At 56.7% G+C, this 25,103-nt stretch carries 28 protein-coding genes; 18 read left to right on the top strand and 10 right to left on the bottom strand.

What is annotated here, in order from left to right:
* The first annotated feature begins 76 nt into the window (after positions 1-76).
* The 6 genes from ACD584_RS18280 (at position 77) to ACD584_RS18255 (ending at position 7,787) form a co-directional block, all read left to right on the top strand.
* A complete protein-coding gene (locus ACD584_RS18280) occupies positions 77-304 on the top strand; it encodes a hypothetical protein (RefSeq protein ID WP_076036048.1) in 228 nt (75 codons plus the stop codon).
* Positions 301-1,074 (top strand): SDR family NAD(P)-dependent oxidoreductase, encoded by a 774-nt coding sequence (locus ACD584_RS18275; protein WP_175611520.1) that lies wholly within the window; start codon positions 301-303, stop codon positions 1,072-1,074. The genes ACD584_RS18280 and ACD584_RS18275 overlap by 4 nt, the downstream gene beginning before the upstream one ends.
* On the top strand, positions 1,071-2,261 hold the full coding sequence (locus ACD584_RS18270) for an efflux RND transporter periplasmic adaptor subunit (RefSeq protein ID WP_011036629.1): 1,191 nt from the start codon (positions 1,071-1,073) through the stop codon (positions 2,259-2,261). Before ACD584_RS18275 ends, ACD584_RS18270 begins: the two co-directional genes overlap by 4 nt.
* A gap of 181 nt (positions 2,262-2,442) precedes the next feature.
* Positions 2,443-5,604: an efflux RND transporter permease subunit gene (locus tag ACD584_RS18265; protein WP_076036046.1), complete on the top strand. Its 3,162-nt coding sequence runs from the start codon at positions 2,443-2,445 to the stop codon at positions 5,602-5,604.
* A 33-nt stretch (positions 5,605-5,637) separates the two neighbouring features.
* Complete coding sequence (locus ACD584_RS18260) at positions 5,638-6,369, top strand: SDR family oxidoreductase (RefSeq protein WP_040941522.1); 732 nt, start codon at positions 5,638-5,640, stop codon at positions 6,367-6,369.
* Entirely contained in the window at positions 6,363-7,787 is a 1,425-nt protein-coding gene (locus ACD584_RS18255) for an efflux transporter outer membrane subunit (protein ID WP_014507299.1), read from the top strand. The genes ACD584_RS18260 and ACD584_RS18255 overlap by 7 nt, the downstream gene beginning before the upstream one ends.
* Before the next feature lie 89 nt (positions 7,788-7,876).
* Here ACD584_RS18255 and ACD584_RS18250 read toward each other — a convergent pair whose 3' ends face one another.
* Positions 7,877-8,851, bottom strand: a complete 975-nt coding sequence (locus tag ACD584_RS18250) for a diguanylate cyclase (protein ID WP_070692787.1) — start codon at positions 8,849-8,851, stop codon at positions 7,877-7,879.
* 274 nt (positions 8,852-9,125) lie between these two features.
* Between ACD584_RS18250 and ACD584_RS18245 the strand changes: the two genes are divergently transcribed.
* Positions 9,126-9,359 (top strand): hypothetical protein, encoded by a 234-nt coding sequence (locus ACD584_RS18245; RefSeq protein WP_014507301.1) that lies wholly within the window; start codon positions 9,126-9,128, stop codon positions 9,357-9,359.
* Positions 9,360-9,375: 16 nt separating this feature from the next.
* Here the strand turns inward: ACD584_RS18245 and ACD584_RS18240 are convergent, their stop codons facing one another.
* Complete coding sequence (locus ACD584_RS18240; protein WP_175611800.1) at positions 9,376-11,031, bottom strand: diguanylate cyclase; 1,656 nt, start codon at positions 11,029-11,031, stop codon at positions 9,376-9,378.
* 187 nt (positions 11,032-11,218) lie between these two features.
* On the opposite strand from ACD584_RS18240, the gene ACD584_RS18235 reads away from it, so the two are divergent.
* The 3 genes from ACD584_RS18235 (at position 11,219) to ACD584_RS18225 (ending at position 14,031) form a co-directional block, all read left to right on the top strand.
* Positions 11,219-11,461: a hypothetical protein gene (locus ACD584_RS18235; protein ID WP_040941519.1), complete on the top strand. Its 243-nt coding sequence runs from the start codon at positions 11,219-11,221 to the stop codon at positions 11,459-11,461.
* A 301-nt stretch (positions 11,462-11,762) separates the two neighbouring features.
* Positions 11,763-11,933, top strand: a complete 171-nt coding sequence (locus ACD584_RS18230; protein ID WP_042598759.1) for a hypothetical protein — start codon at positions 11,763-11,765, stop codon at positions 11,931-11,933.
* A 568-nt stretch (positions 11,934-12,501) separates the two neighbouring features.
* Entirely contained in the window at positions 12,502-14,031 is a 1,530-nt protein-coding gene (locus ACD584_RS18225) for a DUF6119 family protein (RefSeq protein WP_175611519.1), read from the top strand.
* 175 nt (positions 14,032-14,206) lie between these two features.
* On the opposite strand, the gene ACD584_RS18220 is transcribed toward ACD584_RS18225, so the two are convergent.
* The gene (locus ACD584_RS18220) at positions 14,207-15,280 is read right to left on the bottom strand and encodes a DUF3800 domain-containing protein (protein ID WP_116923824.1); all 1,074 of its coding nucleotides are present in this window, start codon (positions 15,278-15,280) and stop codon (positions 14,207-14,209) included.
* Between the two features lie 78 nt (positions 15,281-15,358).
* Between ACD584_RS18220 and ACD584_RS18215 the strand changes: the two genes are divergently transcribed.
* Together ACD584_RS18215 and ACD584_RS18210 are read left to right on the top strand one after the other, a co-directional pair.
* On the top strand, positions 15,359-15,559 hold the full coding sequence (locus tag ACD584_RS18215; RefSeq protein ID WP_147309016.1) for a hypothetical protein: 201 nt from the start codon (positions 15,359-15,361) through the stop codon (positions 15,557-15,559).
* Positions 15,556-15,960 (top strand): H-NS family nucleoid-associated regulatory protein, encoded by a 405-nt coding sequence (locus tag ACD584_RS18210; protein ID WP_076036043.1) that lies wholly within the window; start codon positions 15,556-15,558, stop codon positions 15,958-15,960. The genes ACD584_RS18215 and ACD584_RS18210 overlap by 4 nt, the downstream gene beginning before the upstream one ends.
* Before the next feature lie 22 nt (positions 15,961-15,982).
* On the opposite strand, the gene ACD584_RS18205 is transcribed toward ACD584_RS18210, so the two are convergent.
* Both ACD584_RS18205 and ACD584_RS18200 read right to left on the bottom strand, forming a co-directional pair.
* The gene (locus ACD584_RS18205) at positions 15,983-16,798 is read right to left on the bottom strand and encodes a hypothetical protein (RefSeq protein WP_228438071.1); all 816 of its coding nucleotides are present in this window, start codon (positions 16,796-16,798) and stop codon (positions 15,983-15,985) included.
* 172 nt (positions 16,799-16,970) lie between these two features.
* Positions 16,971-17,195 (bottom strand): hypothetical protein, encoded by a 225-nt coding sequence (locus tag ACD584_RS18200; RefSeq protein ID WP_012438755.1) that lies wholly within the window; start codon positions 17,193-17,195, stop codon positions 16,971-16,973.
* 274 nt (positions 17,196-17,469) lie between these two features.
* Between ACD584_RS18200 and ACD584_RS18195 the strand changes: the two genes are divergently transcribed.
* The gene (locus ACD584_RS18195) at positions 17,470-18,054 is read left to right on the top strand and encodes a hypothetical protein (RefSeq protein WP_139328354.1); all 585 of its coding nucleotides are present in this window, start codon (positions 17,470-17,472) and stop codon (positions 18,052-18,054) included.
* A gap of 64 nt (positions 18,055-18,118) precedes the next feature.
* On the opposite strand, the gene ACD584_RS18190 is transcribed toward ACD584_RS18195, so the two are convergent.
* Positions 18,119-18,511 (bottom strand): hypothetical protein, encoded by a 393-nt coding sequence (locus ACD584_RS18190; protein ID WP_012438753.1) that lies wholly within the window; start codon positions 18,509-18,511, stop codon positions 18,119-18,121.
* A 39-nt stretch (positions 18,512-18,550) separates the two neighbouring features.
* Positions 18,551-18,862: a hypothetical protein gene (locus tag ACD584_RS18185; protein WP_076036041.1), complete on the bottom strand. Its 312-nt coding sequence runs from the start codon at positions 18,860-18,862 to the stop codon at positions 18,551-18,553.
* Positions 18,863-19,033: 171 nt separating this feature from the next.
* Here ACD584_RS18185 and ACD584_RS18180 point away from each other — a divergent pair, with 171 nt between their 5' ends.
* The 3 genes from ACD584_RS18180 to ACD584_RS18170 all read left to right on the top strand — a co-directional run bounded on the left by ACD584_RS18180 (position 19,034) and on the right by ACD584_RS18170 (position 21,172).
* Entirely contained in the window at positions 19,034-19,330 is a 297-nt protein-coding gene (locus ACD584_RS18180; protein ID WP_076037734.1) for a helix-turn-helix domain-containing protein, read from the top strand.
* Positions 19,331-19,585: 255 nt separating this feature from the next.
* Positions 19,586-20,551 carry a hypothetical protein gene (locus ACD584_RS18175; RefSeq protein ID WP_139328353.1) on the top strand — a complete coding sequence of 322 codons (966 nt, stop codon included), beginning with the start codon at positions 19,586-19,588 and terminating at the stop codon, positions 20,549-20,551.
* A gap of 57 nt (positions 20,552-20,608) precedes the next feature.
* Positions 20,609-21,172 (top strand): N-acetylmuramoyl-L-alanine amidase, encoded by a 564-nt coding sequence (locus ACD584_RS18170; protein WP_274340443.1) that lies wholly within the window; start codon positions 20,609-20,611, stop codon positions 21,170-21,172.
* Positions 21,173-21,330: 158 nt separating this feature from the next.
* Here ACD584_RS18170 and ACD584_RS18165 read toward each other — a convergent pair whose 3' ends face one another.
* On the bottom strand, positions 21,331-21,519 hold the full coding sequence (locus ACD584_RS18165) for a hypothetical protein (protein ID WP_254843734.1): 189 nt from the start codon (positions 21,517-21,519) through the stop codon (positions 21,331-21,333).
* Positions 21,486-22,145: a DUF6216 family protein gene (locus tag ACD584_RS18160; protein ID WP_254843733.1), complete on the bottom strand. Its 660-nt coding sequence runs from the start codon at positions 22,143-22,145 to the stop codon at positions 21,486-21,488. Before ACD584_RS18160 ends, ACD584_RS18165 begins: the two co-directional genes overlap by 34 nt.
* Before the next feature lie 422 nt (positions 22,146-22,567).
* Here ACD584_RS18160 and ACD584_RS18155 point away from each other — a divergent pair, with 422 nt between their 5' ends.
* Together ACD584_RS18155 and ACD584_RS18150 are read left to right on the top strand one after the other, a co-directional pair.
* On the top strand, positions 22,568-24,151 hold the full coding sequence (locus ACD584_RS18155) for a MobA/MobL family protein (RefSeq protein WP_076036040.1): 1,584 nt from the start codon (positions 22,568-22,570) through the stop codon (positions 24,149-24,151).
* A 60-nt stretch (positions 24,152-24,211) separates the two neighbouring features.
* Positions 24,212-24,472: a hypothetical protein gene (locus tag ACD584_RS18150; RefSeq protein WP_139328351.1), complete on the top strand. Its 261-nt coding sequence runs from the start codon at positions 24,212-24,214 to the stop codon at positions 24,470-24,472.
* Here ACD584_RS18150 and ACD584_RS18145 read toward each other — a convergent pair.
* The coding region (locus ACD584_RS18145; RefSeq protein ID WP_372357321.1) for a hypothetical protein at positions 24,462-25,103 on the bottom strand (642 nt) is incomplete at its 5' end. The genes ACD584_RS18150 and ACD584_RS18145 overlap by 11 nt on opposite strands.

The raw sequence follows: 25,103 nt of genomic DNA, 5'->3' as shown, positions 1-25,103 counted from the left end.
CCCCTAAATCCGGACTAATCAAGTGCTGCTTTGAGGCCTAGCTTATGCGGCATCCCCTCCACGCAGGAGCGCCGCCATGTGGTTGCGCCAACTTCTCGGCTTGTCCCCCAATCCCCGCGACGCCCTTGAGAGCGCGTTCGATCCAGTGCAGATGCCGGTAAAACGCCGGCATTCCAGCGTTTCGCGCGCCTTTGCTGCCTCGCCCAAGCGGCAGGCCGGCGGTGCGCCGGTGCGCCGCAGCGGGCTATCTGCACGTTGGGCCATGTGTGGGATTGTCCCGATTTCGGGAGTGAAAGTCCCGTGACTGGGATGGTCCAATCCGAGACGGTCGTCCTGGGTGGCGCGGGCAACGTCGGTGCCGGCATCGTTGCCGCGCTGCTCGAGGCGCAGCTGCCGGTGCTGGTGGTCGGCCGCGATGCTGCCAAGCTGGCTGCGTTGCGCGCCCGTCATAGCGACAGCCCCTTGCTGGAGACGGTGCAGGGCTCGGTGGCCGATGACGCCGCCGCGCAGGCGCTGGCTGCCGAGCTGGCGCAACGTCCACGCCCGCTGGCGGCGGTGGTTGCGAGCCTGGGCAGCCCGCTCAAGGCCGGCCGCCTGCTGGACCGCCCGGTCAGCGCCTTGCGCCGCCGGCTGGACCGCGACCTGCTTCCGCACCTGGCGGCCGCCCGGCATCTGATGCCGCTACTGGCCGAGGCCGATGGCGGCGGCCGTTACCTGTTGCTCGGCAGCCCGTGTGCACTGCGCGCGTGGTCGGCGCACGGCGATATCTCCATCGCCGCGGCGGCCACCCGCATGCTGGCGCAGGTGCTGCACGAAGAAGCCAAGCCGTTGGGCGTGCGCGTGCACCTGCTGTCGGTCGAGCAGCCGGTGTGCACGCCCAGCCGTGCCAAGGAGGCCTGCCCGGAATGGATCCGGGCCGTGGACGTCGGCCGCGCCGCCGTCTCGTTGATCGCCGGGCCTAGTCAGCCCGGACACGCCATCGTGACCGTCAGCCGTCGCCCGCAGACCGCACCGTCGGCTGGCCGCCTGGCCGGTCTGCAGTTTCCCCTTCCCACCCGAGAGATTTCCCCATGACCCCGAACGCCACCCCGTTCCGTTTTCCCTTGCGTACTGTATTGACGGGCGCTGTCCTCGCGGTCGTGTTGGCCGGTTGCGGCAGCAAGGCCGCCGAGACCGGTGCTCCGCCACCGCCAAGCGTCAGTGTCGCCCCGGTGCTGCTGAAAGAGATCAGCCAGTGGGATGAATTCAGCGGCCGCATCGAGCCGGTGGAAAGCGTGGAACTACGCCCGCGCGTGTCCGGCTATATCGACAAGGTCAATTACGCCGAAGGCACCGAAGTGAAGAAGGGCGATGTGCTCTTCAGCATCGACGACCGCAGCTACCGCGCCGAGTTTGCCCGCGCCAATGCCGCGCTGGTGCGTGCCCGCACCCAGGCCAGCCTGGCCCGCAGCGAAGCGACGCGTGCGCGCAAGCTGTCCGAGCAGCAGGCCATCTCCACCGAAACCTGGGAACAACGCCGCGCCGCGGCCGACCAGGCCGATGCCGAAGTGCTGGCCGCACAGGCCGCCGTGGACACCGCCAAGCTCAACATGGACTGGACACGCGTGCGTGCCCCGATCGACGGCCGCGCCGGGCGCGCGATGGTTACCGCCGGCAACCTGGTCACCGCCGGCGACAGCGCCAGCGTGCTGACCACGCTGGTGTCGCTGGACAAGGTGTTCGTGTACTTCGATGCCGATGAAGGCACCTTCCTGCGCTACTCGCAGATGAGCCGCAACGGCGAGCGTCCGGACGAACGTGGCGGCGAGTTGCCGGTGCGCATCGGCCTGGTCGGCGAGCAGGGCTTCCCTCACAGCGGGCGCGTGGATTTCCTCGACAACCAGGTCACCCGCAGCACCGGCACCATCCGCGTGCGTGCCGTGCTCGACAACGCCGATCGGCAGTTCACGCCCGGCCTATATGCGCATGTGCAGTTGCTCGGCAGCGGCCAGTTCAAGGCCATGCTGGTCGATGAAAAGGCCGTGCTGACCGACCAGGACCGCAAGTACGTGTACGTGGTCGACAAGGATGGCAAGGCGCAGCGACGCGATGTGGAGCTTGGCCGCACTGCCGATGGTCTGCGCATCGTGCGCAAGGGGTTGGCGGCCGGCGACCGCGTGGTGGTCGATGGTGTGCAGAAGATTTTCATGCCCGGCATGCCGGTCGATGCCAAGGCCGTGGCGATGGTGCCCACCTCGGACAAGCGCACCGCATCCAAATAAGCCTCGTCGATCACACCTGGCAAGCAGTCGCGCCTGTCCGGCGGCTGCGCAGCCGGTTCGACCGCTGCACTGATTCATCGCTGCATCGCCCGCCCGTGACTACCGGCCTTTTCATCAGGCCGGTTCAGGGCGGGGCGTGTCGCGCCGCCACCCGGCGGCAACCTCTTTCAGGACCACCCCAATGGACTTTTCCCGTTTTTTCATCGACCGACCGATCTTTGCGGCGGTGCTGTCGATCATCATCTTCGCTGCCGGCCTGATCGCCATGCCGCTGCTGCCGATCAGCGAATACCCCGAAGTGGTGCCGCCGAGCGTGCAGGTGCGTGCGGTGTATCCGGGCGCCAATCCCAAGGTCATCGCCGAGACCGTCGCCACGCCGCTTGAGGAAGCCATCAACGGCGTGGAAAACATGATGTACATGAAGTCGGTCGCCGGCTCCGATGGCGTGCTGGTGGTCACCGTGACCTTCAAGCCGGGCACCGATCCGGACCAGGCGCAGGTGCAGGTGCAGAACCGCGTCAGTCAGGCGCAGGCGCGTCTGCCCGAAGACGTGCGGCGCCAGGGTGTGACCACGCAGAAGCAGTCGCCGACGCTGACCATGGTCGTGCATCTGACCTCCCCCAAGGGCAAGTACGACTCGCTGTACCTGAGCAACTACGCCACCTTGAAGGTCAAGGACGAGCTGTCGCGCCTGCCGGGCGTGGGCCAGATCCAGATCTTCGGTGCCGGCGATTACGCCATGCGGATCTGGCTGGATCCGGACAAGGTCGCCGCGCGCGGGCTCACCGCCAGCGATGTAGTGGCCGCCATCCGCGAGCAGAACGTGCAGGTGTCCGCCGGCCAGCTCGGCGCCGAGCCGATGCCGAACAAGAGCGAGTTCCTGCTGTCGATCAATGCACAGGGCCGCCTGACCACCGAAGAAGAATTCGGCAACATCGTGATCCGCAGCGGTACCAGCGGCGAGATCGTGCGCCTGTCGGATGTGGCGCGGCTGGAACTGGGTGCCGGCAAGTACACGCTGCGCTCGCAACTGGACAGCAAGAGCGCGATGGGCATGGGTGTCTTCCAGTCCCCGGGCGCCAATGCGATCGAGTTGTCCGATGCGGTGCGCGCCAAGATGGCGGAGCTGGAAAAACAGTTCCCGCAGGACATGGCCTGGTCGGCGGCCTACGACCCCACCATCTTCGTGCGCGATTCCATCAAGGCGGTGGTGAGCACCTTGCTGGAGGCGGTGCTGCTGGTGGTGCTGGTGGTGATCCTGTTCCTGCAGACCTGGCGTGCGTCGATCATTCCGTTGCTGGCGGTGCCGGTGTCGGTGGTGGGCACCTTCGCGGCGCTGTATGTGCTTGGCTTTTCGATCAATACGCTGACCCTGTTCGGCCTGGTGCTGGCGATCGGCATCGTGGTCGACGATGCGATCGTGGTGGTGGAAAACGTCGAGCGCAACATCGAAGAAGGTTTGAGCCCGCTGGCTGCTGCGCATCAGGCGATGCGCGAAGTGTCCGGGCCCATCATCGCCATCGCGCTGGTGTTGTGCGCGGTGTTCGTGCCGATGGCGTTCCTGTCGGGCGTGACCGGCCAGTTCTACAAGCAGTTCGCGGTGACCATCGCCATCTCCACGGTGATCTCGGCGATCAACTCGCTGACCCTGTCGCCTGCACTGGCAGCCATGCTGCTCAAGGCCCATGACGCCCCGAAGGATGGTCCGACGCGGTTGATCGACCGGTTGTTCGGCTGGATTTTTCGTCCGTTCAACCGCTTCTTCAACACCAGCTCGCACAAGTATCAGGGTGCGGTTTCGCGCGCGCTGGGCAAGCGCGGTATGGTCTTCATGGTGTATCTGTTGCTGTTGGTCGGCACCGGGGTGATGTTCAAACTGGTGCCGGGCGGCTTCATTCCGACCCAGGACAAGTTGTACCTGATCGCCGGTGCCAAGCTGCCCGAAGGCGCATCGCTGGAGCGCACCAGCGAGGTGATCAGCCAGATCAGCGATATTGCGCTGCAGACCGAGGGCGTTGCACACGCGGTGGCGTTTCCTGGCCTCAATCCACTGCAGTTCACCAATACGCCCAACACCGGCACCCTGTTCCTGACCCTCAAGCCCTTCAGCGAACGCAGCCGGACCGCAGCGCAGATCAATGCCGAGATCAACGCGCGCATCAGCCAGATCGAGAAGGGCTTCGCCTTCGCCTTCATGCCGCCGCCGATTCTTGGCTTGGGTCAAGGCTCCGGCTATTCGCTGTACATCCAGGATCGTGCCGGGCTCGGTTACGGGCAGTTGCAGACTGCGGTAACGGCGATGTCCGGTGCGATCTCGCAGACGCCGGGCATGCAGTTCCCGATCGGCACCTATCAGGCCAACGTGCCGCAGCTCGATGCAAAGGTCGATCGCGACAAGGCCAAGGCGCAGGGTGTGCCGCTGACCAATGTGTTCGACACGCTGCAGACCTATCTGGGGTCTGCGTACATCAACGACTTCAATCGCTTCGGTCGTACCTATCAGGTGATCGCCCAGGCCGATGGACAGTTCCGCGACAGCGTCGAAGACATCGCCAACCTGCGCACACGCAACGATCGCGGGCAGATGGTGCCGATCGGCAGCATGGTCACGCTGGGCCAGACCTACGGCCCGGATCCGGTGATCCGCTACAACGGCTACCCGGCCGCCGATCTGATCGGTGAAGCGGACACGCGCATGCTGTCGTCCGCCCAGGCGATGCAGACGCTGGCCGGCATGGCGCCGAAGGTGTTGCCCAACGGCATGAACATCGAGTGGACCGATCTGAGTTATCAGCAATCCATCCAGGGCAATTCGGCGTTGATCGTGTTCCCGATGGCGGTGTTGCTGGCGTTCCTGGTGCTGGCCGCGTTGTACGAAAGCTGGACCTTGCCGCTGGCGGTGATCCTGATCGTGCCGATGACCTTGCTGTCTGCCTTGTTCGGCGTATGGCTCACCGGTGGCGACAACAACGTGTTCGTGCAGGTGGGACTGGTGGTGTTGATGGGCCTGGCGTGCAAGAACGCGATCCTGATCGTGGAGTTTGCCCGCGAACTGGAGATGCACGGCAAGGGCATCGTCGAAGCCGCGCTGGAAGCCTGCCGCCTGCGTCTGCGCCCGATCGTGATGACCTCCATCGCCTTCATCGCCGGCACCGTGCCGCTGGTGTTCGGCCATGGCGCTGGCGCAGAAGTGCGCTCGGTCACCGGCATCACCGTGTTCGCCGGCATGTTGGGCGTGACCCTGTTCGGCCTGTTCCTGACGCCGGTGTTCTACGTGGCCCTGCGCAAGTGGGTGACCCGTGGCGAACCCGCCGCCGTGGCACATGATCCGGTCAAGGCCTGATTCCTCTTCCCCCATCTTTGAAGGACATTGCACATGAGCACCAACAAGATCGCACTGGTCACCGGCGGCACCCGCGGCATCGGCCTGGAGACCGTCCGTCAACTGGCCCAGGCCGGCGTGCACACGCTGCTGGCTGGCCGCAAGCGCGATGACGCCGTCGCCGCCGCACTCAAGCTGCAGGCCGAAGGCCTGCCGGTGGAAGCCATCCAGCTGGACGTCAACGACGACATCAGCATCGCCGCGGCCGTTGGCACGGTGGAGCAGCGTCACGGCCACCTGGACATCCTGATCAACAACGCCGGCATCATGATCGAGGACATGCAGCGCAAGCCGTCCGAGCAGAGCCTGGACACCTGGAAGCGCACCTTCGACACCAACCTGTTTGCGGTGGTCGGCGTGACCAAGGCGTTCCTGCCGCTGCTGCGTCGTTCGCTGGCCGGGCGCATCGTCAACGTCTCCAGCATCCTCGGCTCGTTGACCCTGCACACACAGCCGGGCTCGCCGATCTATGACTTCAAGATACCTGCCTACGACGCCTCCAAGAGCGCACTCAACAGCTGGACCGTGCACCTGGCCCATGAGCTGCGCGAGAGCGCGATCAAGGTCAACATGGTGCACCCGGGCTATGTGAAAACCGACATGAACGGTGGCGTCGGCGAGATCGACGTGGAGCAGGGCGCACACAGCAGCGTGCAGATGGCATTGATCGATGCGCACGGCCCCAATGGCAGCTTCACCCACCTGGGCGAGGTGCTGCCATGGTGAGGACCTTGCTGGGCGCCGCGCTTGCCGCGGCGATCCTGAGTGGTTGCGCGGTCGGGCCGGATTACCGCCCCGAACCGCCGGCCGCGGTGACGCTGCAAGGCGCGCAGGATGCGGCCTACAGCGCCGAGTCGCCGGTGGGCAACTGGTGGTCGCAGTTCGATGACCCGGTGCTGGAACAACTGGTGCGCGATGCGTTGTTCGCCAACCACGATCTGCGCATTGCCGTCTCGCGCGTCAAGCAGGCGCGTGCGGTGTTCGTCGAACGCCGGCTGGACCAGGCGCCGCATATCACTGCACAGAGCAGCTTCGATCGCCGCGAACAACAACAGGTGATCGCCGGTAATCAGCGTTTCCTCACCGAGCAGACCACGCTGGGTCTGGATGCGGCGTGGGAGCTGGATCTGTTCGGCCGCCAGCGGCGTGCGTCGGAGGCGGCGCGTGCCGACCTGGAAGCCGAGCAGGCCGGCCTGCAGGACGTGCAGGTCACGGTGGCGGCGGAAGTGGCGCGCAACTATTTCGAATTGCGCGGCACGCAAAAGCAGCTGGACGTCTCCAAGCGCACCCTGACCAACCTGCGCGACACCCAGAAGCTGACGCAGACGCGTTGGGACCTGGGCGCCGGCAGCGAGCTGGATGTGCAGAGCAGCCTGGCACGCTTGAAGGCCATCGAAGCCGACATTCCGTTGCTGGAAACTGCCGAAGCGCAGTACCGCCATCGGATCGCCGTGTTGCTCGGTCAACAGCCGAATGCGCTGGATGCCACTTTGGTTCCGCGTACCGCACCGCCGTTCGCCCGCGCCTTGCCGCTTGGCGATACCGCCAGCTTGCTGCGGCAACGCCCGGACGTGCGCACCGCCGAACGGCGTCTGGCTGCGGCCACCGCACAGGTGGGCGTGGCCACGGCCGATCTGTTCCCGCGCATCAGCGTGAGCGGCTTTGTCGGCTTTCTGTCTGGCGATGCGGCCAGGTTGACCCAGGGCAACGCAAAGGCGTGGTCGATCACGCCGTCGATCAGCTGGGCCGCGTTCGACTTCGGCACCGTACGTGCACGCCTGCGTGCCAGCAAGGCGCAGGCCGAAGGCGCGTTGGCGCAGTACCAGCAGACCGTGCTGTTGGCACTGGAAGACACCGAAAATGCCTTGACCGGCTACGGGCGTCAGCAGGCGCGCCTGGCGATCGTGGTGGACCAGGCCAACGCGGCGCGGCGTGCCGAGCAACTGGCGCAGATCCGCTACCGCGAGGGTTCGGAAGACTTCCTGACCCTGCTGGATGCACAGCGCACCCAGTTGGCGGCCGACGATGCATTGGCGCAGGCCGAAGCGGCGGTCAATGTCGGCGTGGTCGGCGTCTACAAGGCGTTGGGTGGCTGGAAGCAAGGCGATGCACCGGCCGCGCCGGTGGCAGTGGCCGAGCGCTGAGATGGCAGGGCGGGCGGCCGCGCGGCCGTCCCGCCCATGCATTACGGTATCAATCGCTGATCGGCAATCGCCGATCAGCGCTGGATGACTCAGTCGGCGATGCGCACGCTGTCGCGGCCGCCGTTCTTGGCCAGATACAGCGCAGCGTCCGCACGCGAAAACCAGTCTTGCCAGTGCGTCTCGCCATCGTGGCGGGCCGCGCCCAGCGACACGGTGATGCGTCCGCCGGGCCCGCGTAATCCGTTGCGGATCACCTTGCGCAAGCGCTCGGTGGCCGCTTCCAGTTCCGCCAGCGAGCCGGCGCGTAGCAGCACCACGAATTCTTCGCCGCCGAAACGGAACACCTGGTACGGCTCACGCACCTCGAACCGCAGGATCGTGGCCAGGTCAGCCAATGCCGCATCGCCGGCGGCATGCCCGTACAGATCGTTGACGTCCTTGAAGTGGTCCAGGTCCAGGATGATCAGGCTGTTGAGCCGATCCTGCGGCTGGCGCTGATCGATCTGATGGGTGAGCGCGCGCTCGAGCATGCGCCGGTTGGGCAGCCCGGTCAGCGCATCCAGCGAGGCCAGTTCTTCCAGATGCACGCGGTCGTCCTGCATGCGCACCGAGAACGCGTAGCCCACCGCCAGCGTCACCAAGGTGACCATCACGGTGGAGATGCCCTGGCCAGGGCTGACGATCAAGCCGGGTAGCAACAGCAAGGCCGCCAGCAATGGCAGGCTCAGCAACACCGCGCGCTGCGGGCCGCAGAGAAAATAATTGGTGGCCAGCACCGGGAACAACCAGGGCAGGGCGCCGTCGCCGCCGCTCCAGCAGCCGATCAGGCAGCCAGCGACATTGATGGAGGCCAGCCACACTCCACCGCGTCCGGTGCGCTCGGCACTGCGCATGCGCCAGCCACGCCACACCGCGACCAGGCCGAGCGCGGCAGTCAACGCACATGCCACCCCTTGGCCATGCATGGCCAGGTACACCGCGTACAGGCAGAGCAACAGCGCGGTGATCGGCCCGAGCATCTTGACGATGCCGAGGCGGAAATCCCGCCGCAAATCGAGGATCACGGGCGAAGTTCTGGAGGAGTCGGCATCAGTATCGGCCGACGCGTGCGAAAGTTGAGGGAAGGTGGCGCGCGCCGGCAGCGCCTCGTGCGTGCGCAACCCGGCAGCGCCTCGTGCGTGCGCAACGTTGCCGGATGCCGATGCCGCATACGACGCTGATCACCACGGACCTCGGTACGCCGTAGCCGATCAGATGCCGCATCCCGCACGCGCTGTGCGGTTTCGCAGATCCTTGACGGCGCAGCGGCAACCTTGGGGCTTTGCCGTGGAGTCACCGATGCCTAATCGCTCAGAGTTGGATGCGCGCCTGGATGCGCTGCAGGACGCACTGCCGAACGTGGCGTCCGATGAAGACGCCGACTTCGATTATCTGGATTTCCAGGCCCGCGCCGAGGCCGTCCTGCACAGCGCCGCACCCGAAGACGCCGCGCATGTGCGTGGCCGCATCGACGACATGCTGGCCAGCGCCGGGCTGATCCCGACCGACGACAACGGCCAGGCCTGTCGCTGACAGCACGGGCCTGGCGTCAAACGCTGCCCGGCGTTACCGCGCTGACCACCTGATTGCGCCCGGCCTGCTTGGCCCGATACAGCGCTTCATCGGCCTTGCGCAGCAACTGCGCGGCGTTGCCTGCATGCCCGGGGAAGGTCGCGACGCCGAACGAGGCAGTGATCTTGGGCAGTGACACGCCATCGGCCATTACCTGCAGGCCATCGATGCCGGCGCGTAATTTTTCCGCCATCGCGCTGGCGGTGGCCAGATCGACCTCGGGCAGGATGATGGTCAGTTCCTCGCCGCCGTAGCGGCAGCAGATGTCTTCGCCGCGGGTCTGCGCCAGCAGCAGTTCGCCGATCGCAGCAAGCACGCGGTCGCCACCGCTATGGCCATGCAGGTCGTTGAATTGCTTGAAATGGTCCACGTCCAGCATCAGTACCGACAGTGGCTGCACGCGTCGGGTGCAGCGCGACAGCTCGTGGTTGAGCGCTTCTTCCAGATAGCGGCGGTTGAACAGGCCGGTCAGCGGGTCACGGATGGATTGCTGGCGCAGCGTCTCGCGCAGGCGCAGGTTGTGCAGCGCCAACGACAATTGTTCGGCGGCCGCCTCGGCCACTGTCAGCGAGGCCAGCTCCTGCGCGTTGTCGCCGCGCAGCGCGAGCATGCCCAGCTGCGTGCCCTGTGCCGACAATGGAATGCAGACCGTGCTCGCATGCGGCGGAAGATTGACGCCGGCATGCTGGCAGACCATGCCCACGCTGGCGTCCTCCACCAGGTGAGTGCGGTCGCGTCGCAGTGCCCAGCACTCATCGGGCGCAATGTTCCCGCGTTCGCCATCGGCCAGCGTTCCCCACGCCGCCACCTGCTCGGCGCGATCGCGCGAGGCGCGCAGCAGATACACCGCGCCCGACACACCGGGCACCAGCGGCGCGATCGTGCGTGCCGTGATTTCCAGGGCTTCTTCCGCGTTGCGGCAGTTCTGCAGCAGGCCCGAATAGCGCGCCAGGGCTTCCAAGCCTGCCGAGGTGCGTTCCAACGTGCTGAACGATTCGGCCAGCCGCGTGCTGCTCGTGCTGGCTTCTTCCTCGGCACGCACACGGCGGGCCAATTCGCGCGACAACAGCCGGTAGGCCAGCACCATGACCAATAGCCCGGACAAAATGCCGATCGCCGTCATCCACAGCACCCAGCGCGCGCTGTCGTGGTTGGCCTGGGTGCGCGACACCAGCTGCCGGCGCTCCAGTTCACCCATCAGTTGCACCTGCCGGCGTAGGGCCGAAGAGGTCTGGAACACGCCCTTGGCGATGGAGGCGCGCGCGCCATCCAGCCCGGTGGCGCGATAGCTGTGCAACAGGTCGTTGATCTGCACCAGGCGCATGTCCACCAGCTTGTCCAGCGCGGCCACGTTGCGCAGTTGCAGGGGGTTGTCCTGCACCAACACCTCAAGCCGTGCAATGCGCCCGGGCAGGCGCCCGATGGCGTCGGCATGCACGCCCAGAAAGGCCTCGTTGTCGGTCAGCACGAAGCCACGCGCCGACGACTCCGCCGACAGCAGCCCGGCCTGGATCTCGTCGATGCTGGCGATGACTTCCTGCGTATGCGAGACCCACGCGGCCGCCGTCAGCGACTGCCGCGAGGTGATGTAGCCACCGACGCCGATCAACACAAAGATCAGCCCGCCGAGCATCAAGGCCCCGGCGGCGTGGCGTTTTGCTTTTCTAGTCAACACCGTGTTCCCCAAACAACGATCGTCTGGTCGAGTCCGATGCAAGCGCTGTGCCTATGCTTCACTTCGCTTGCCCGGTGGCGGCACGGGGTCGCCTGCGCGCGGAGGCGGCGGTATCCTTGTGGCGAGTCATCGAGCCGAGCACGCGTTGGTCATTTTTCTTGGGCGTTACCAGTTGTCGTGCAATGCGCTGCCGCACCCTGCCCAAGGGTGGCGCGCGGACTGGCGCATCCAGCAGGTGGGTGCATCCAAGGCCGGCGACCTGGCCCGCGGCGAGCTCTCGCCCCTGTTTGCCGACCACCGCAGCGCCATGGCCGCCGCCCGTGCCGCCGGCATGGTGATCCTGGAAGCCATGCACGCCGACGCCCAGCGGCAGCTTGAGTACGCCTGAGCACTGGCATCGCTTCTCGCCGACGCCGCCTGAATTCCAAGGCCTTCGGCGTTTGATCTCGGGCCGACGCGATCAAAGGCCGGCGGGCGAGGCCGGGCTTGGGAGGGCATATCGCCCGCCTCGACGGTGTATGCGCACGAGCCGAACCGGCGGTGGAAATTCCCTTTTTGACTTGTTCTAGCGAGCTGTCTGCCGAGCGCATATTGCCTGCCGGCAGGCATGACTGTTCTGCGAACACACTGGCACGCCACTTGCTGCTGTCTCTCTAAGAGCGCTGGGGAGCGCGCCAAAGAGAGCGGGAATGGAAGAGCACACCAAGCAGGCCTTCGTCATGCTGCGACAGGAAGCCACCGAATTGCTGGCCCTGTTCGACCGCCTATGCTGCGATACCGCGCCAGCGACCCCGATGCAGGGCAATGCGGCCGAGCCGGTCCGCGCGCATGCGCCACAGACCGGTGACGTCACTCTCTGACGCGCTGTGTCCACTGTCGGAGCTGGGCGAGGCGCATCACGGTCGTCTCCTGATGACCTGCTGTGCCGCCCACACCGGTGACATCGCTTTGCACGGTTGCCCGTCAACGAGGGGGCACTGTAAACACTCTTGAGCAAGGCAGGGCGGGGCTGCACAAACCCAGGTGCCGGAACCTTCTTGCGGACCGGCCTGACCTGCACGGCAGCGCTCTCCAAACGCTCAACACCGCACATGAAAAAGGCCAGTCGTCTCTCTCGAGAACGCCTGGCCTTGGTCGGTCGTCTTAGGACCGTTGTTTGGTGGAGGTGGGCGGAGCCTGTAAACGCCCTCAGATAACCCCTTGAACCTAAAGAAATTTGGGTCCAACAGATGTGCCTGCTTTGATACCTCGAAATGGGGGGAGAAGATGCGCCCAGATGCTGCGAGGTGAGTAGACAATTCGACCGGCTCAGCAGACATCAGGTTTTTCCTACGACCCAACCGGCCAAATTGGTGGCACACTCGGGTGAACTGCCAAGGCGGAGCCTTGGGACACGGAGTCTGTGGCGTCATCCAGGGGGGAGAGACGTTGGCTACATTTACGATCTATTTGCTGCGTGAGTCTGTCAAAACGGCACGAGATGCTGTCATCGATGGTGCCAAAGAACATCCCATTGAAGATGGGCTTTCAAATTATGGACAGCTGTTCGTCAAAGACACAAAGCCTAAGCCACCCAAATGGGCTGAGCTGTTCGAAAGCTACATCGATAAAAAGCTTCTTGGGACCGTCCAGTCCTCTTCGGCAGCTTTTATAATTCCAGTCGATCAGCGTCTTTTTGCCCTAACTTTTGGACAAGGGCGTTTCTTGCTTCATCCGGATGCCTATGAAGAACGGTTCGGATTGATCGTAACGCTCAATTCAATTAATTCCGATGCGCTGCGAAGCATTGATAAGCGGGCATTTGTCGAAGACCAAAATAGCAGAGTCCAAACAGCACAAGCCGCGTCAGCGTTAAGTTTTGGAGTTGATATCGAACGCGATTTAGTTCGCGGCATTGTGGGTCGCCCAGTGGATTTCAGACTTGGGAGAAGGTTGGCCGGTACTGATGCTTTAACCGTCACCTCTGACGTCAGAGTTCCTGGCCTCAGAGCTTTATTGCGGCGTTATCTCAAAAAATTCGAGTCCAAAGACTACCAAGCCAATTTCCCGTGGATTGACCAAGTCCGCCAGCTGATCCCCAAAGGAACAATTGCCACCAAGTTAGATGCCATGCTTGTCGATAAAGTAAAAGAAGCTTGGCACAACAACGGTGTTGTTGATGGTTGCTGGCTGGCAGTTCCCGATATTGTGGATTGGGAAAAGGTCGATGGGTTTAAATTCACAAGCGCAAAGGGAGAGGGTGTGTGGAGTGATCTACGTTTTCGGGCTCTGATTGCTGCGCATCCTGGCGAAGAGCCTAGTCTTTCTTTTCTCCGTAAACATTATGCGATGTCTGTTGATGAAGACGAAAAAACAGTGGACAGATGGGCGCTTTATCGCTGCATTCATTGTGAAATTGATGATGATGGGAAGTCTTACATTCTTTCAGCTGGGCGCTGGTTTGAAGTTGACAAAGACTTTGTAAGCGCAGTAGAGAGTTCCTTTAAAGACATCGCGAAATATCCCGGCTCTCTACCTGTCTATAATCATGAAGACGAAGGGCAATACAACGAGTCCGCAGTGGCTGGAAGTGGTGGCCGCTGGTGTCTGATGGATAAAAAGATGCTCCGCGTCGGAGGAATTCACGACAAGGTCGAGTTTTGCGATCTCTATGGCAGTGGAGAAATCATCCATGTCAAGCATTACGGAAGTTCTGCTGTCCTAGCCCATTTGTTCAATCAGGGCCTTGTATCTGGTGAACTACTTCGTTCGCATGAGCCGTATGTTTCCCTCGCGAACAAAGAGCTTTTAATGACTCACCAGCTTCCGCTAGATCCTGCTGGTGAGAAGTTCTCTGTTCGGGATGTAGCACCATACACCATTGTTTTTGCAATCATTAGCCAGTCGAATAAGCCAGGCCTCCACCTACCTTTTTTTTGCAAAGGTGATCCTCAAAAGCGTTCATGCAAGGCTAGTTGAGCTGGGATATGCAAATGTGATGTTAGCCAAGGTGGATTGCAGCACTGGTGTTTCCAGTGCAAAGGTCAAGCCTACTCCAATAAGAAAGAGGCGTGCCAAGCGATCCAGTCTACGTCGTGCAGGATAATGCTGTGAAAGAAGTAATCACTTGTGAGTTATTACGCTCGGGTTTAATTTATTTTCTACTTTCAGCCCTATCCAAAAACGACGCCATTCCATCCGCAAGGCTCTTTCGACCAGGAGCGGCGGAGGCACTTTTAGATATTTTAGCCTGAGCAGCAGTGACGGTTACAATAATTTTAGGTAAATTACTCTCAGAGAGGGCTATTTTAAAATCGTCCATTGAAGCGTAGCCCATTTTAGCAGCAAGAAAGTCTGTTGTTGCGCCCGCTACTAAGTCAGCGAGTTGAAGCCCTGGATGGTTCTTAGAGTCTTCAAATGAGAGGCTTGATACTCTAAGAGGAAGATCCATTTCTCGGCCGGGATAGCCAAAATTCGTTGGAGTTGCATCCGAATCCATTAGTAAACGAAGCATGTCCTCCTGTTTCCTAAGTGGTTTTGAAACATCATGGATAACGCTGAACCGATTAGGAGTTCGCATCATCAGATGGGAAACAAGCAAAACAAAGCTATCGACCGCAGGATCAAAGGCTGTATTGCTCTCGAACACTTGAAGACGTTCTTCAAGTGTTCCGAAGCCGGTAAGTAAAAATTTCTTGATGCTGAATCTTGGATTCTCGAACTGAACTATATCTAACAAGACTCTGTAAAATTTGTCATAGTATTCGGTGGAGTGATGAAGTAATGCATTGCCGAAAGCCCGAAGAAATTCATCCCATCTACTATCAGGGAATGCGTGGGGGCCAGCATAATGGAGCATCGCGGCTAAATTTGCGGCCATATCGTTGGCATACATGTCAATGCCATCTTTATGAAGCGAGGGTTCGATTATTTTATCTACGAACTGAGCGACAATAGTGAATCTTTTGTCCGCTGCTGATACCAAAAAATTTTCTTGTGAGATAATATCCAGGTTTAGAAAGGCGATAACTGATTTTCTTCCGGATGCAGAATGTTTGAGTTTTGAATATTTTACTTCTGCCTGACTTTGCCTAAGCAAAGGCGGTGTCAGAGCTTTTGCACTGTCGGGACTAAGGGTTGTGCAGGCTAGCGCAAATATAGGCTGAGCTTGGTGTAAGAAATCCGCACCTGTGTTGCCAGATTCATCGAAAAAAGCGGTATTAATCATGGGCTCCACTAAATATTCAGAAATTAAAATTTCGATTTAGTATAATCAGGTCAAATCTTTAATGAATTTGGGTTCTACATGGACAGTATGGCAGCGTTTTTGGTAAGCCGGCCTGCCAATTTGGGCAACAACGCTCCAAAACGGAATTGGCAGGTAGACCTGACTTACAGTATCATTTTTGAAATTGCTATGGACGAAATTTTTTGCCTTACCGCTGTTAAAATGAGTGGTGCAATCAATTTTGAATACTTTTTAATCACACTGGATATCAGCAAATGATTAAGCAAACCCTCGATTCAATTGCCTCAGCCAAAGCCAAGCTTGCGGAAGAGCTAAGAAAGTTGGAAGAGCAAGAGGCCAATCTGCTGCAAGAAGAAGCAGCGAACGCTTTTCAGGAAGTGTCAGATCTGCTGAGCCGCTTCGGCCAGCACTTTACCGCCAAGCAGAAAGCAGATCTCGCAGCTCAGCTTGGAGCTTCTGCTGGCGGACCTGGCCGTCCGAAGAAAGCAGCCGGCACTCGTAAGGAAGTGGCTCCCAAGTATTGGCTTCCCCACACGCAAGAAACTTGGTCTGGTCGTGGTAGGACCCCACGTGCTTTTGCAGCTTACGAAGGATCGGCGGCTTATAAAGAATGGAAGGCAAAGCATCCGGACGAAAAATTCCCGAAGTTTCCGGGATAACGAAGAGCCCCGCATCGCGGGGCTATTTTTTGAAGCATTTTCTGTCGGATAGCGCTTTTGCAAATTGCCCTGGCGTATAGATCGGGATCTCAATGCCGGGATTGAACTTGGCAAGTGTCTCCGCATACGCGCGTAACTCGGGCCACCATCGGTGGGGCATATCCTTGCTCCATTTGGCGTAGGGTTCTAATTCGAAAATGCGGGCTAGGTTATCTCTGCTGAGAGGTCGGCGAGTTTTGACCAATGTCGAGGTATCCACCTCAACAGCAATGCCTTTCGCGGGTGAGCGTTCAATGTGTTCGGCATCAAGCTGCATATTGAAAAAGGCATTAATCCGCTTAACGTGATTGTTGTAGGTTGCAGCGTTTATGGATGAATGCTTTTCCTTTTTGCCTATTTCCAGAATTTCCTGGAAGCTTAGATATTTGTAGGCTTTTTTTCGCCTGGCATTTTTGGGCCAAAACTTATAGCTGTCCAACGCGGCACGAATATCGGTGTCTGTGACTGACGCTATTTGTTTATCGCCAATGGCCGCAAACATGACACCAAGCGTTTGCTCATTGGATTGAATGTGTGTGAGCGTCATTTTTGTCCGTTTCAGATCGGAGATATATCCCGTGATCTCATCCGAAAGCATGCGCACTTTGAGAGTTGGCTTTTCTTCGCTGTAGTCAGACTTCTTGCGCCTAGCTCTTCGCGTGAGCGTTTTCAGCACTTTGTCAAAGCACTCGGCTGCATCTACCCCCTCAACAATAATCTCACCGATGACGGTATTTCCGAGGGGCAAATTTCTAATGATGCATCTGCAAGATGTGCTTTGTTTTGTATGATCGGGCATGGAGTTTCCTTCTGCACCCGACACTAACGTCGAGCAGATGGCTGTCAATACCCATGTCGAAAACGCTATTTTTGATGCAGTTTGTTTTGTTGCGCTAAATTTAAAATCCCCAGCAGTGTAAGGAGCCGCGAACAATGTTATATAAGTGGGTTAGATTTGTTGCGCTGTTCAATCACTTTGAAGTGAGAGCGTTCAAGAGCACGCTTAGCTCTTTATCGCTAATCAGGCCATCGACATAAAGCTGGGAGAGGTGCTTCACGCGCTTAGGCGGGCGGACCTTATTGGCTTTGAGGACTCGATAAGTTGTTTCTACCATTTTAGTGCGGAACGCGCGCTCTTCTTCGTCAAGAAGAGGCTCGGCGAGGTGATAATCAGTCGATGTTGTTTTTTTACCCATGCCACATTTATAATCGGGAATCAACTTCAGTCAAGGTGATTCCTGAGTCATTATAAGAATCACCGGGAAGCAACACGCCCAACCTGATTCTTATGAATTAGGTGTCATTTACGGCCCTCTACGGAGCTTTCAGATCTTGGATACCCCGCGATCCCTTTATCAATTTCTTTAAGCTGCTTCCGATTGCGCAAAAGACGCAATTCAATCGAATGCAAGCGCGGTAAGGCGATGCGCTGAGCTGGACGCCTTCATTGAGAAGTCAGCAGCAGCTCCTTTGCAAGTGCCCGTTGCGGCCCTTCTGCGGTTGAGTGCCAGAGGCATGTTCTGTGCATCGATCAACACTGCTCTCATTGGATACCGTGCAGCGATCTTCCCTACTCTCAGAGCGTGTCTTGAAGCAGCCTGCTACGCACAAGTTATCGAACAGAAGCCAGAGCTTGGCGATGTGTGGGCTAAACGGCATCGAGACCAGGATGCTCGAAAAAGGTGCCGCGCTGAGTTTAGCGATGCAGTCAAGAAAACATGCAAGCGTTTCGGTAAGTTGATGCCAGAAAGTGCAGGTCTCATCACTGACATGTATGACTCAATGATCGATGACGATGCTCATCCTAATGTCAGATCCATCATTCCTTCCATCAAAATGGAGGAAACAAACACACATTTTGAGGTTGGGCTGGGGCTAGTTTTGCCTAGTAGAGTTGAGACTTCACTCTTCTGCTGCTTTGAGATCGGTCTTTTTACATCATGGCTTATGACCGACTTGGATAAGATAGATGAGAATTTTTGGATCGAGGCTGCAAACTTGAACAAAATGAAGAACGAGTGGGAGAAGGAAATCCTAGGCGGCCGTGCGAGTTGACGACCTTGTTCAAATTAAAAGAAAGGCCCCGGCTGGGGCCAACTTTTTAATGCGTCAAATTAAATTAAAGCTTCAAGCCTTCATTGACGGCTTGTCGAATAAGCTCATACCACTTGTCCATCTCGCGCTCATTTCCAAAATGGATCGTCCAATTCGGGTGCTCGATGTCCCGGACATTCACAGTAATCGTTCCCTCATGCTTCGATCGGTGCCAATGCTTATCCCAGGAACGAACATCCGAGAACTGATAAGCCTTGGAAGCGCTGACCATTTTAAATTTAATGGACGAGCGGGCTGTGGAAATCGCGATGCCAGTGCGCTTGTTGAAATGGGTCCGCTGATAATTTTCCTTAAAGGCCGCACGCTCACCGTGCAGCTTCAAGGCCACCACAGATCCAATCACAATAAAAAGGGCACCACCAACCAACAGGAGAAGGAGGAAAGTCCAGACAGTCATCGAAGTTCCAAGGCGGAGGGGATACCAATGAGAAGAGGATTACTGGATGCGGCCAGTGACCTTCCAAACTCCGCCAATTTCCGAAAAGGTGTAGACGCCGTCCATCTCATGGCCGAACTTTCGTCCCATGGCTGTGACTTCCGCACTCACATCGCAGGCATAGCTTGGGGCGCCTTCTGCCTTCGTGCACTTGCCACTCTTGAAGTCTTCAATCCTGGCGTCGTCACTGCCGTTGTCTTTTACATATTGCAAGAACGCATGCTCTCTCTCCGTCTGAGCTGGACCGCCTCCTGAGCAGGCTGCCAGCCCGGCAATGAGCAGGATGATGAGTGCGATACGAAGCTTCGACATGGTTGGTCCTTTGCCTTAGGTGGGTGCACACCACGAGGGTTGCAACGAAGCAAAAGATACGCTACACGTAAGATACGGGCAACGTAATTTACGAGCATCGTAGCTTACGTTCATCCTTGGGGCATGACTTCTCCCAACGCCCGCAGTGTTCGTGTCGTCTTCGCCGCCCGCATGAAGAAGCGGAGGAAGACGCTTCGGCTCAGTCAGAAGGCCTTAGGAGTGCTCATGGGACTACCAGAAGATGTTGCAGCCGTTCGAATCAATCGATACGAGCGGGCAGTGCACGAGTGCGACAGCGAGACCGCCCAGAAGATGGCTGATGCGCTGGGCGTCTCTCTTGCCTACCTCTATGCAGAGACGGAAGAACTAGCAGAACTCATCCAGGAGTTCATGCAGCTTCCCACCAAAGATCAGCACGCGCTTTTGGCTGACATCAAGTCACGCTCGCAACTGTCGCGGAAAAAATAGTCCAGGGACGGCTGGCGCATCGTTGGGTAGGGAAATTCTGATAATCGATAGGATTTTGGATCAAACGTGAAGATGGTCACGTTACCCTCGATTGCAGACTTGTGGGACATCACCATACATTTTGTTAAGCCGACGGTGATTGCGCGGTCTTATGGTGACACCGCTCGGAACTTCACTATACTGACGACGGGCGCAGCGTCAGGACAATAGCGCGACCCATCCCCCGAAATCGTAGTCCACTGGAAGGATATCGAAATGAAAGTTGGTCTTACAAAAGCCTCGCTGCATAGCATTGCCGTTGTTTTCATGCTTTCCCTGAGTGGCGGCGTTTTTGCTCAGGAAAAGGTGTTGCAAGAAAATATGACCACAGGACAGAAAAGGCAATTGGAGTCGGATCTGACTGGGTTGGTGCAAGACGTATTAAATGAAAATAATTTCAAGTATGGGCCTTCAAGAAAAACTAAATTTAAGCTGACTTACGACCAGCTGAAAGATACGATCTATATCGATTTCGATAAATCTGCGATCCCTAAAGAACACACCCCTTCATTCGACGAAGATTTGCAACTCATTTTTCAAACCGTCAGTGATGCCGTAGGCCAATCTGTTCCCGTGTCCGAGATTAAGTTTCTCTTCGGCGGTTTTGATATCTATCATTATTTTCCCGAAGATCGCATTCCGGTGGAAAATCCAGGCAAAGGCATGGCGGCTCGCTCACAGAAATCTGCCGCAAACCCAGTGATGCTCATTTCAGCAGGGCATGGGCTTGTGCTGGTCAATGCCACCAATCCTGCCAAAGCCGCGTGGGCATACCAGCGGCCTACAATCAACAATCAGATTGAAGATCTGCAAACATCTGTTCTTGCATCAGCAGTTGCAACGAGCGTTTCTGCACGCAGTAGCAACGTCACACAGTATCTTGCAAGATCTACTTCAAACGACGCTTATAACGAGGCATGCTCTGGGACCCCTGTGGTCTGCCCGCCTTTCAAAAATATGGCCGGCAGATACTATATCAAGAGTTTGCTGCCGGATAACCCGGAGATCTGGAACAGCTATTCTGCGGAAAACAAGCGGAACTCCAAAGATCATGAATATGATGACATCCGTTCGCGAGGCTTGTATGCGAATCATGTTCAAGCTGACCAGATGATCACCATTCATACGAATGCAGCATCCAAGGAAGGCACTCCCCAGACCACTGCCTCAGGTAGTCGCTGATTTTATAATAATAGTAAAGCCGGTGCTTCCACGTTGGCATCAAATCTTACTTGTGCCATGAAAGAGATCATCAATTCGAATTCGACATATGCAAATTGGGCTGTTACGACTCAACAGCCGACGACTCTTTACGGTGAGAATAACTTCGCAAATCTTCCGGCAGTGGTCGTTGAGGTAGGCTTTAAAGATAATGTCAACGACGCAACTGCGATGGCCGACACAGTGTTTCAAGGGCTGATGGCTAAGGGTATTGAGAAAGGTGCGCGCCTTTCAAGAGAGTCAAAAGTCTGTAAGCCATTTAAGTTGCTCAGCGCTGCCAACATTAGTGGTCCCAATAGAACTCGTCCGCCGGTCGTAGTAAAGTTCGAAGGCTTTCCACAATATCCGATCAAAGTCCATGCCCATGTGGCCAGCTGTCCGACTGGCACTTGCAATGATGCAGACTTTACTATTAATTCAACTACTGATAATACGTTCACTTGGAACTTCGGGTGTAACTCATCCGCGTCGGCTGCATCCATCACCTACGGCGTCGAAACAACAGCGGTGGATGCTGATGGCGTCAAGGTGGCTGCCGTTAAATCCAATGTCACGTGTCAAAAAGTTGTCGCTAGCAGCTAACAAAAGATGTTGGGCTTGCAGCGCCTCGACTGACACCGCGTCTAAAAGCCGCATAGTTTGGACAGTGCTACGCCCTAAGCTGAATTAGAATCAGAAATATAAAATGAGGAGGCGAGGCCCTCCTCATTTTTTTGCGCGGGTTTAAGCTAGATGCGATGCTATTGGCTTGTGCCCAGCTGACGCTCTTCTAGAAGATCTCTAAGTTTATTTGCAGAGATCAACTCTCTACATATGGTATAGAAGAGCCAAGCGCACCATAGCAAGACCGGGAAGGCAAACAGTGACGCACGCTTTTGCTTAGGCACTTCTTTCGCTAAATGTGATTTGAGGACAGGGTCTTTCCACACCTCGCAAAGGATTTTAAGATCTCTTGGGTCGAATGTGGGCGGGATGACTTGTTTGTCGGCAGTGTTTTGCACTGTTCGATAGTTAAAGTGTCGCTCCTGCTTGAAAAAAGCCCTGTCGTTTTTGCCTCAGTTTCTGAAATATATAAATCGGTCCCTGTCTCTTTCAAGCTAACCAATAAGCTATCTTTTGTTGCAATCACACCCAAGACGACAGCAAGAAAAATCGATGCTGCGAGAGGGATGAATGGAAGGATCACCCACCACTTAGAGTGAACTCGCTTCGGGTGGATGACATGGCTTTTGAGATCAAATGCCCAGCCGGCATGCCCAATGAGTTTGAGCGGGATATTGTGCAAATCCGAAAAACCAATCAGGGCCTTGGCGTCTCTAAGCGTTTGGACGCGAATTTGATGTGCCATTCGAAATTCAGCAAGTGCTGAGTGATCCGCCAAATTCTTCCGAATGACTTCGTCTTCGATGTCGTCTTTACTGATAAAAAGACGTAGCACACGGGTGTTGATAGGATGAAGAGAGCCCGAGCGCCAGCATGCAAATACAGCTGCCGAAAGAAGAGCAATGATGGAGCCAGCAGCGATCTCGCCTGTTAAAAATTTAAGCCATTCCATTTTTTGTAGCTGCCTTCTGGTTGTGATTGGCGGTCTTTGTTTGCCGTTTGATTGCGGCAATTGGGATCACATTATACCCAGTCCGTACAGGTTTGGTTCATGTTCATTTCATCTTGGACGCTGGCCATCTGCGCCCTGTGAAATATTTTTTAAATTCACACCTAATATTCCCTAGGACAAATACCTAAAAAAGAGAAGGTCAAGGGCCCACATATGGTTATTTGATCCGCAAAAACCGTGGGCATCGCTTTCGCGATGAAAAGCCGCTGCTTGCGCATCGAGTTGGCCTAGAAGCTCTGCTTAGAAATGACCAAAACCCCGTGATTTATCTCTCAAAAACGGGTCGAGTGGTTTGATCTGGACAAAAGAAAGTTTAGCCATTTTGTTATTCCCACTATCAACCAACCTCAACCGGGAAATCAATGGCAATTTATCATGTCAGCATCAAATCGTTTAGTCGTGGAAAAGGTCAATCGTCAGTCGCAGCGGCTGCTTATCGTGCAGGGATCAATCTGCGGGATACAGCTCACAAAACGACGCACAAATATGGGAAAAGATCGGGCGTTGTCTCACAACAAATGCTTGCTCCCGATGGAGCACCGAGATGGTGTTTCGATGTTCGAAGCTTCTGGGATATTAATGAGCAACAAGAAACGAGAGCAAATGCTCGGGTGGCGAGGGAAGTCGAAGTTTCCTTACCCAACAGTCTAGATGCTCCACAGCGCAGAATGCTTGCCCTCGATCTTGGTCAGCTTCTTGTCGATCGCTATCAAGCTGCTGTGCTGGTGGCTGTTCACTCACCTGGTCGAAGAGGGGACCAACGCAATCATCATGTGCATCTACTCATCTCCGCCAGGAAGGTCGATGCCAACGGGTTAGGGGAGCGAGCTTGTGCTGAGTTCGATGCAAGGCGGGGAGCAGGGGCAACGGAGATGAAAGTCCTGCGTGGGAAGATCGCATCAGTGATCAATGCGCATCTCATCATGGCCGGCGTTGAAGTACGAGTGGACCACCGAACACTGAGAGCCCAAGCGCAAGATGCGTTCAAGCAAGGCGATTACGAGAGGGCGAGAGCGCTCACCAGAGCCCCGAAAAAACGCATCTCGCGGGGTGAATTCTTCCAGGCTAAGCGCCATCAGAAAGCTGTTGCCTTAGGAGAAAGGGTAACGTCAGCGGATCGACGTTTTGCTCAAATTTTAAGGGAGCGTCGAGAAGTTCAGCAGGGGAGAGATGTTCATGCGGTCCCAGCAAGCCATAGCCATGAAGCAGCACTCAGGGAGCGCTTACGAGAGAGAGGAAATCAATCGTTCTTCCCACAATCTGACCGCTCGAACTCTGTTCAAAAGCCGAGTCAGCAGGTTCTAAACCGCATCCATACTCAATACAGCCCATTGACCAGACAAGCCAGCAAGGTCACACGCTTGGCGAGAGCGACCGGAAAAGATGCAGAGGTTTTAAATCAAGAAGCAGAACTGATTGAGCAATGGTTGGAAGCTCAGCATGAAATCGCAAGGCAAGCTTTGGATATCCTCAACAGCATTCCGGGCATTCAAATTGAGGACTGCTTTAACCAAACGTATGACGCCTTGATATGCCGGAGAGTGGATCATTATGCGACCAAGCCGTTTCTGTTCGAGGACACTGAGCAGCTGGGCCGATGCATGGTGCGATACGCACGCATGCTGGTCAGTCCCTACCGTGCGCAATGTGACTACCTTGCCGCAAAGGCTAAGCTCTCGGAGTTCGATGGTGAAGCGCCAACGGCGGAGTCAGCGTTAGCTAATCGCCAAGCTCAGAAAGCAAAGCATATGGTCTCAAAGCGAGTAATGAAATTGAGGCAATGGCGGACCGACCGTGCCAGGAAACTAATGGTGGAAGCACTATCAGCTGTTGATATCGGATCATCTCTTAAAACAACAACGATGGAAAATGATGGCCATGCATGTTTCGACTCAAATAAAGAGATGGCATTAAAATTCCAAACTCCGAAGCCGAGAATCAGGTGAATGTCTTGACAATTTTATTTATTTAAATAAATTTGCTCATCGCTTTTGGAGTATTTTATTTTGAAAAAGATATCTTGTGGGTATGTGATAGATGATGACGTTGCTCACTCGATCTGGGTTGCCGCTTACATCGCTGCACTAAAGAGCAAGAGTATTGGGAATGCTTCTGCTCTGGCTGATGATGCTGTCCGAGTGTATTTCGAAAAATGGAGAATCGATATTCCGGAAGGCGCCGATCCTGGCGCCTTCCTAAATTCCATACAAGCAGCCGTGGAAGAACGATATGCAAAAAAAATCTCCATGCAAGATCTTAAAACTTAAATTTCTTTCCTTTTATAACGGGTCCCGTCTGCTCAGGGGGCGGTGGTGGGGGTGTCGCATCATTATCAATTGAATCGAAAATGGACTTTAGATTCGAGGTGCTTCGAACTAACTCAATTAGCGTTCCGTATTGTGATATGACAAGCGCATGGATGGCATGGCTTTCATTTCCGCATAGAAAATTAACATAGGTTTGAAATTCTGCCAGTTCAAGTCCGCAGTTTAAGTAATCTGAGTGCAGTGAACCATTATCGCATGCAATTACGGCGGTTTCGCTTAAAGTTTGGGTGATGGTGAATCGCGCAGTCTTTAGAAGTGCTGTTGAATCCTCATTGATCTTGTCATTATTATCTGTGATGTAAGCGGGATAATATTTTTCAACCGCTGCCAGGCCGCTTTCCAACTCTGGATTTTGTAAATTGTCTTTTTTGCCTGCGGTAGCGAAGCCGCCTAGGCGAGCTGTCGCTTTCACGTATGGCTCCACGATCAAATGGCCGTAACTCAATAGACAATTGCTTTCGGTGGGAGACCAGTAAAGAAAATGATGGCAGGCAAGAGAGCTGCATATTGTAAGGTGTTCTTTTGAAAAAGAAGATGCGTCGAGACCACCGATACGGACTATCTCTGATAG

Source organism: Xanthomonas sp. NCPPB 2922 (assembly GCF_041520885.1).
Classification (GTDB): Bacteria; Pseudomonadota; Gammaproteobacteria; order Xanthomonadales; family Xanthomonadaceae; genus Xanthomonas; species Xanthomonas campestris.
Note: the sequence above shows the minus strand (reverse complement) of the source record. Positions and strands in the feature narration are given on the sequence as shown.

What these genes read in the sequence shown, in the direction of transcription:
- ACD584_RS18220 (WP_116923824.1), bottom strand. Translation starts at nt 15,280, where the DNA reads ATGATTAATACCGCTTTTTTCGATGAATCTGGCAACACAGGTGCGGAT.
- ACD584_RS18280 (WP_076036048.1), top strand. Translation starts at nt 77, where the DNA reads ATGTGGTTGCGCCAACTTCTCGGCTTGTCCCCCAATCCCCGCGACGCC.
- ACD584_RS18270 (WP_011036629.1), top strand. Translation starts at nt 1,071, where the DNA reads ATGACCCCGAACGCCACCCCGTTCCGTTTTCCCTTGCGTACTGTATTG.
- ACD584_RS18180 (WP_076037734.1), top strand. Translation starts at nt 19,034, where the DNA reads ATGAAGAAGCGGAGGAAGACGCTTCGGCTCAGTCAGAAGGCCTTAGGA.
- ACD584_RS18160 (WP_254843733.1), bottom strand. Translation starts at nt 22,145, where the DNA reads ATGGAATGGCTTAAATTTTTAACAGGCGAGATCGCTGCTGGCTCCATC.
- ACD584_RS18200 (WP_012438755.1), bottom strand. Translation starts at nt 17,195, where the DNA reads ATGGGTAAAAAAACAACATCGACTGATTATCACCTCGCCGAGCCTCTT.
- ACD584_RS18265 (WP_076036046.1), top strand. Translation starts at nt 2,443, where the DNA reads ATGGACTTTTCCCGTTTTTTCATCGACCGACCGATCTTTGCGGCGGTG.
- ACD584_RS18245 (WP_014507301.1), top strand. Translation starts at nt 9,126, where the DNA reads ATGCCTAATCGCTCAGAGTTGGATGCGCGCCTGGATGCGCTGCAGGAC.
- ACD584_RS18155 (WP_076036040.1), top strand. Translation starts at nt 22,568, where the DNA reads ATGGCAATTTATCATGTCAGCATCAAATCGTTTAGTCGTGGAAAAGGT.
- ACD584_RS18205 (WP_228438071.1), bottom strand. Translation starts at nt 16,798, where the DNA reads ATGCCCGATCATACAAAACAAAGCACATCTTGCAGATGCATCATTAGA.
- ACD584_RS18255 (WP_014507299.1), top strand. Translation starts at nt 6,363, where the DNA reads ATGGTGAGGACCTTGCTGGGCGCCGCGCTTGCCGCGGCGATCCTGAGT.
- ACD584_RS18240 (WP_175611800.1), bottom strand. Translation starts at nt 11,031, where the DNA reads ATGCTCGGCGGGCTGATCTTTGTGTTGATCGGCGTCGGTGGCTACATC.
- ACD584_RS18260 (WP_040941522.1), top strand. Translation starts at nt 5,638, where the DNA reads ATGAGCACCAACAAGATCGCACTGGTCACCGGCGGCACCCGCGGCATC.
- ACD584_RS18210 (WP_076036043.1), top strand. Translation starts at nt 15,556, where the DNA reads ATGATTAAGCAAACCCTCGATTCAATTGCCTCAGCCAAAGCCAAGCTT.
- ACD584_RS18170 (WP_274340443.1), top strand. Translation starts at nt 20,609, where the DNA reads ATGAAAGAGATCATCAATTCGAATTCGACATATGCAAATTGGGCTGTT.
- ACD584_RS18190 (WP_012438753.1), bottom strand. Translation starts at nt 18,511, where the DNA reads ATGACTGTCTGGACTTTCCTCCTTCTCCTGTTGGTTGGTGGTGCCCTT.
- ACD584_RS18185 (WP_076036041.1), bottom strand. Translation starts at nt 18,862, where the DNA reads ATGTCGAAGCTTCGTATCGCACTCATCATCCTGCTCATTGCCGGGCTG.
- ACD584_RS18175 (WP_139328353.1), top strand. Translation starts at nt 19,586, where the DNA reads ATGAAAGTTGGTCTTACAAAAGCCTCGCTGCATAGCATTGCCGTTGTT.
- ACD584_RS18230 (WP_042598759.1), top strand. Translation starts at nt 11,763, where the DNA reads ATGGAAGAGCACACCAAGCAGGCCTTCGTCATGCTGCGACAGGAAGCC.
- ACD584_RS18215 (WP_147309016.1), top strand. Translation starts at nt 15,359, where the DNA reads ATGGACAGTATGGCAGCGTTTTTGGTAAGCCGGCCTGCCAATTTGGGC.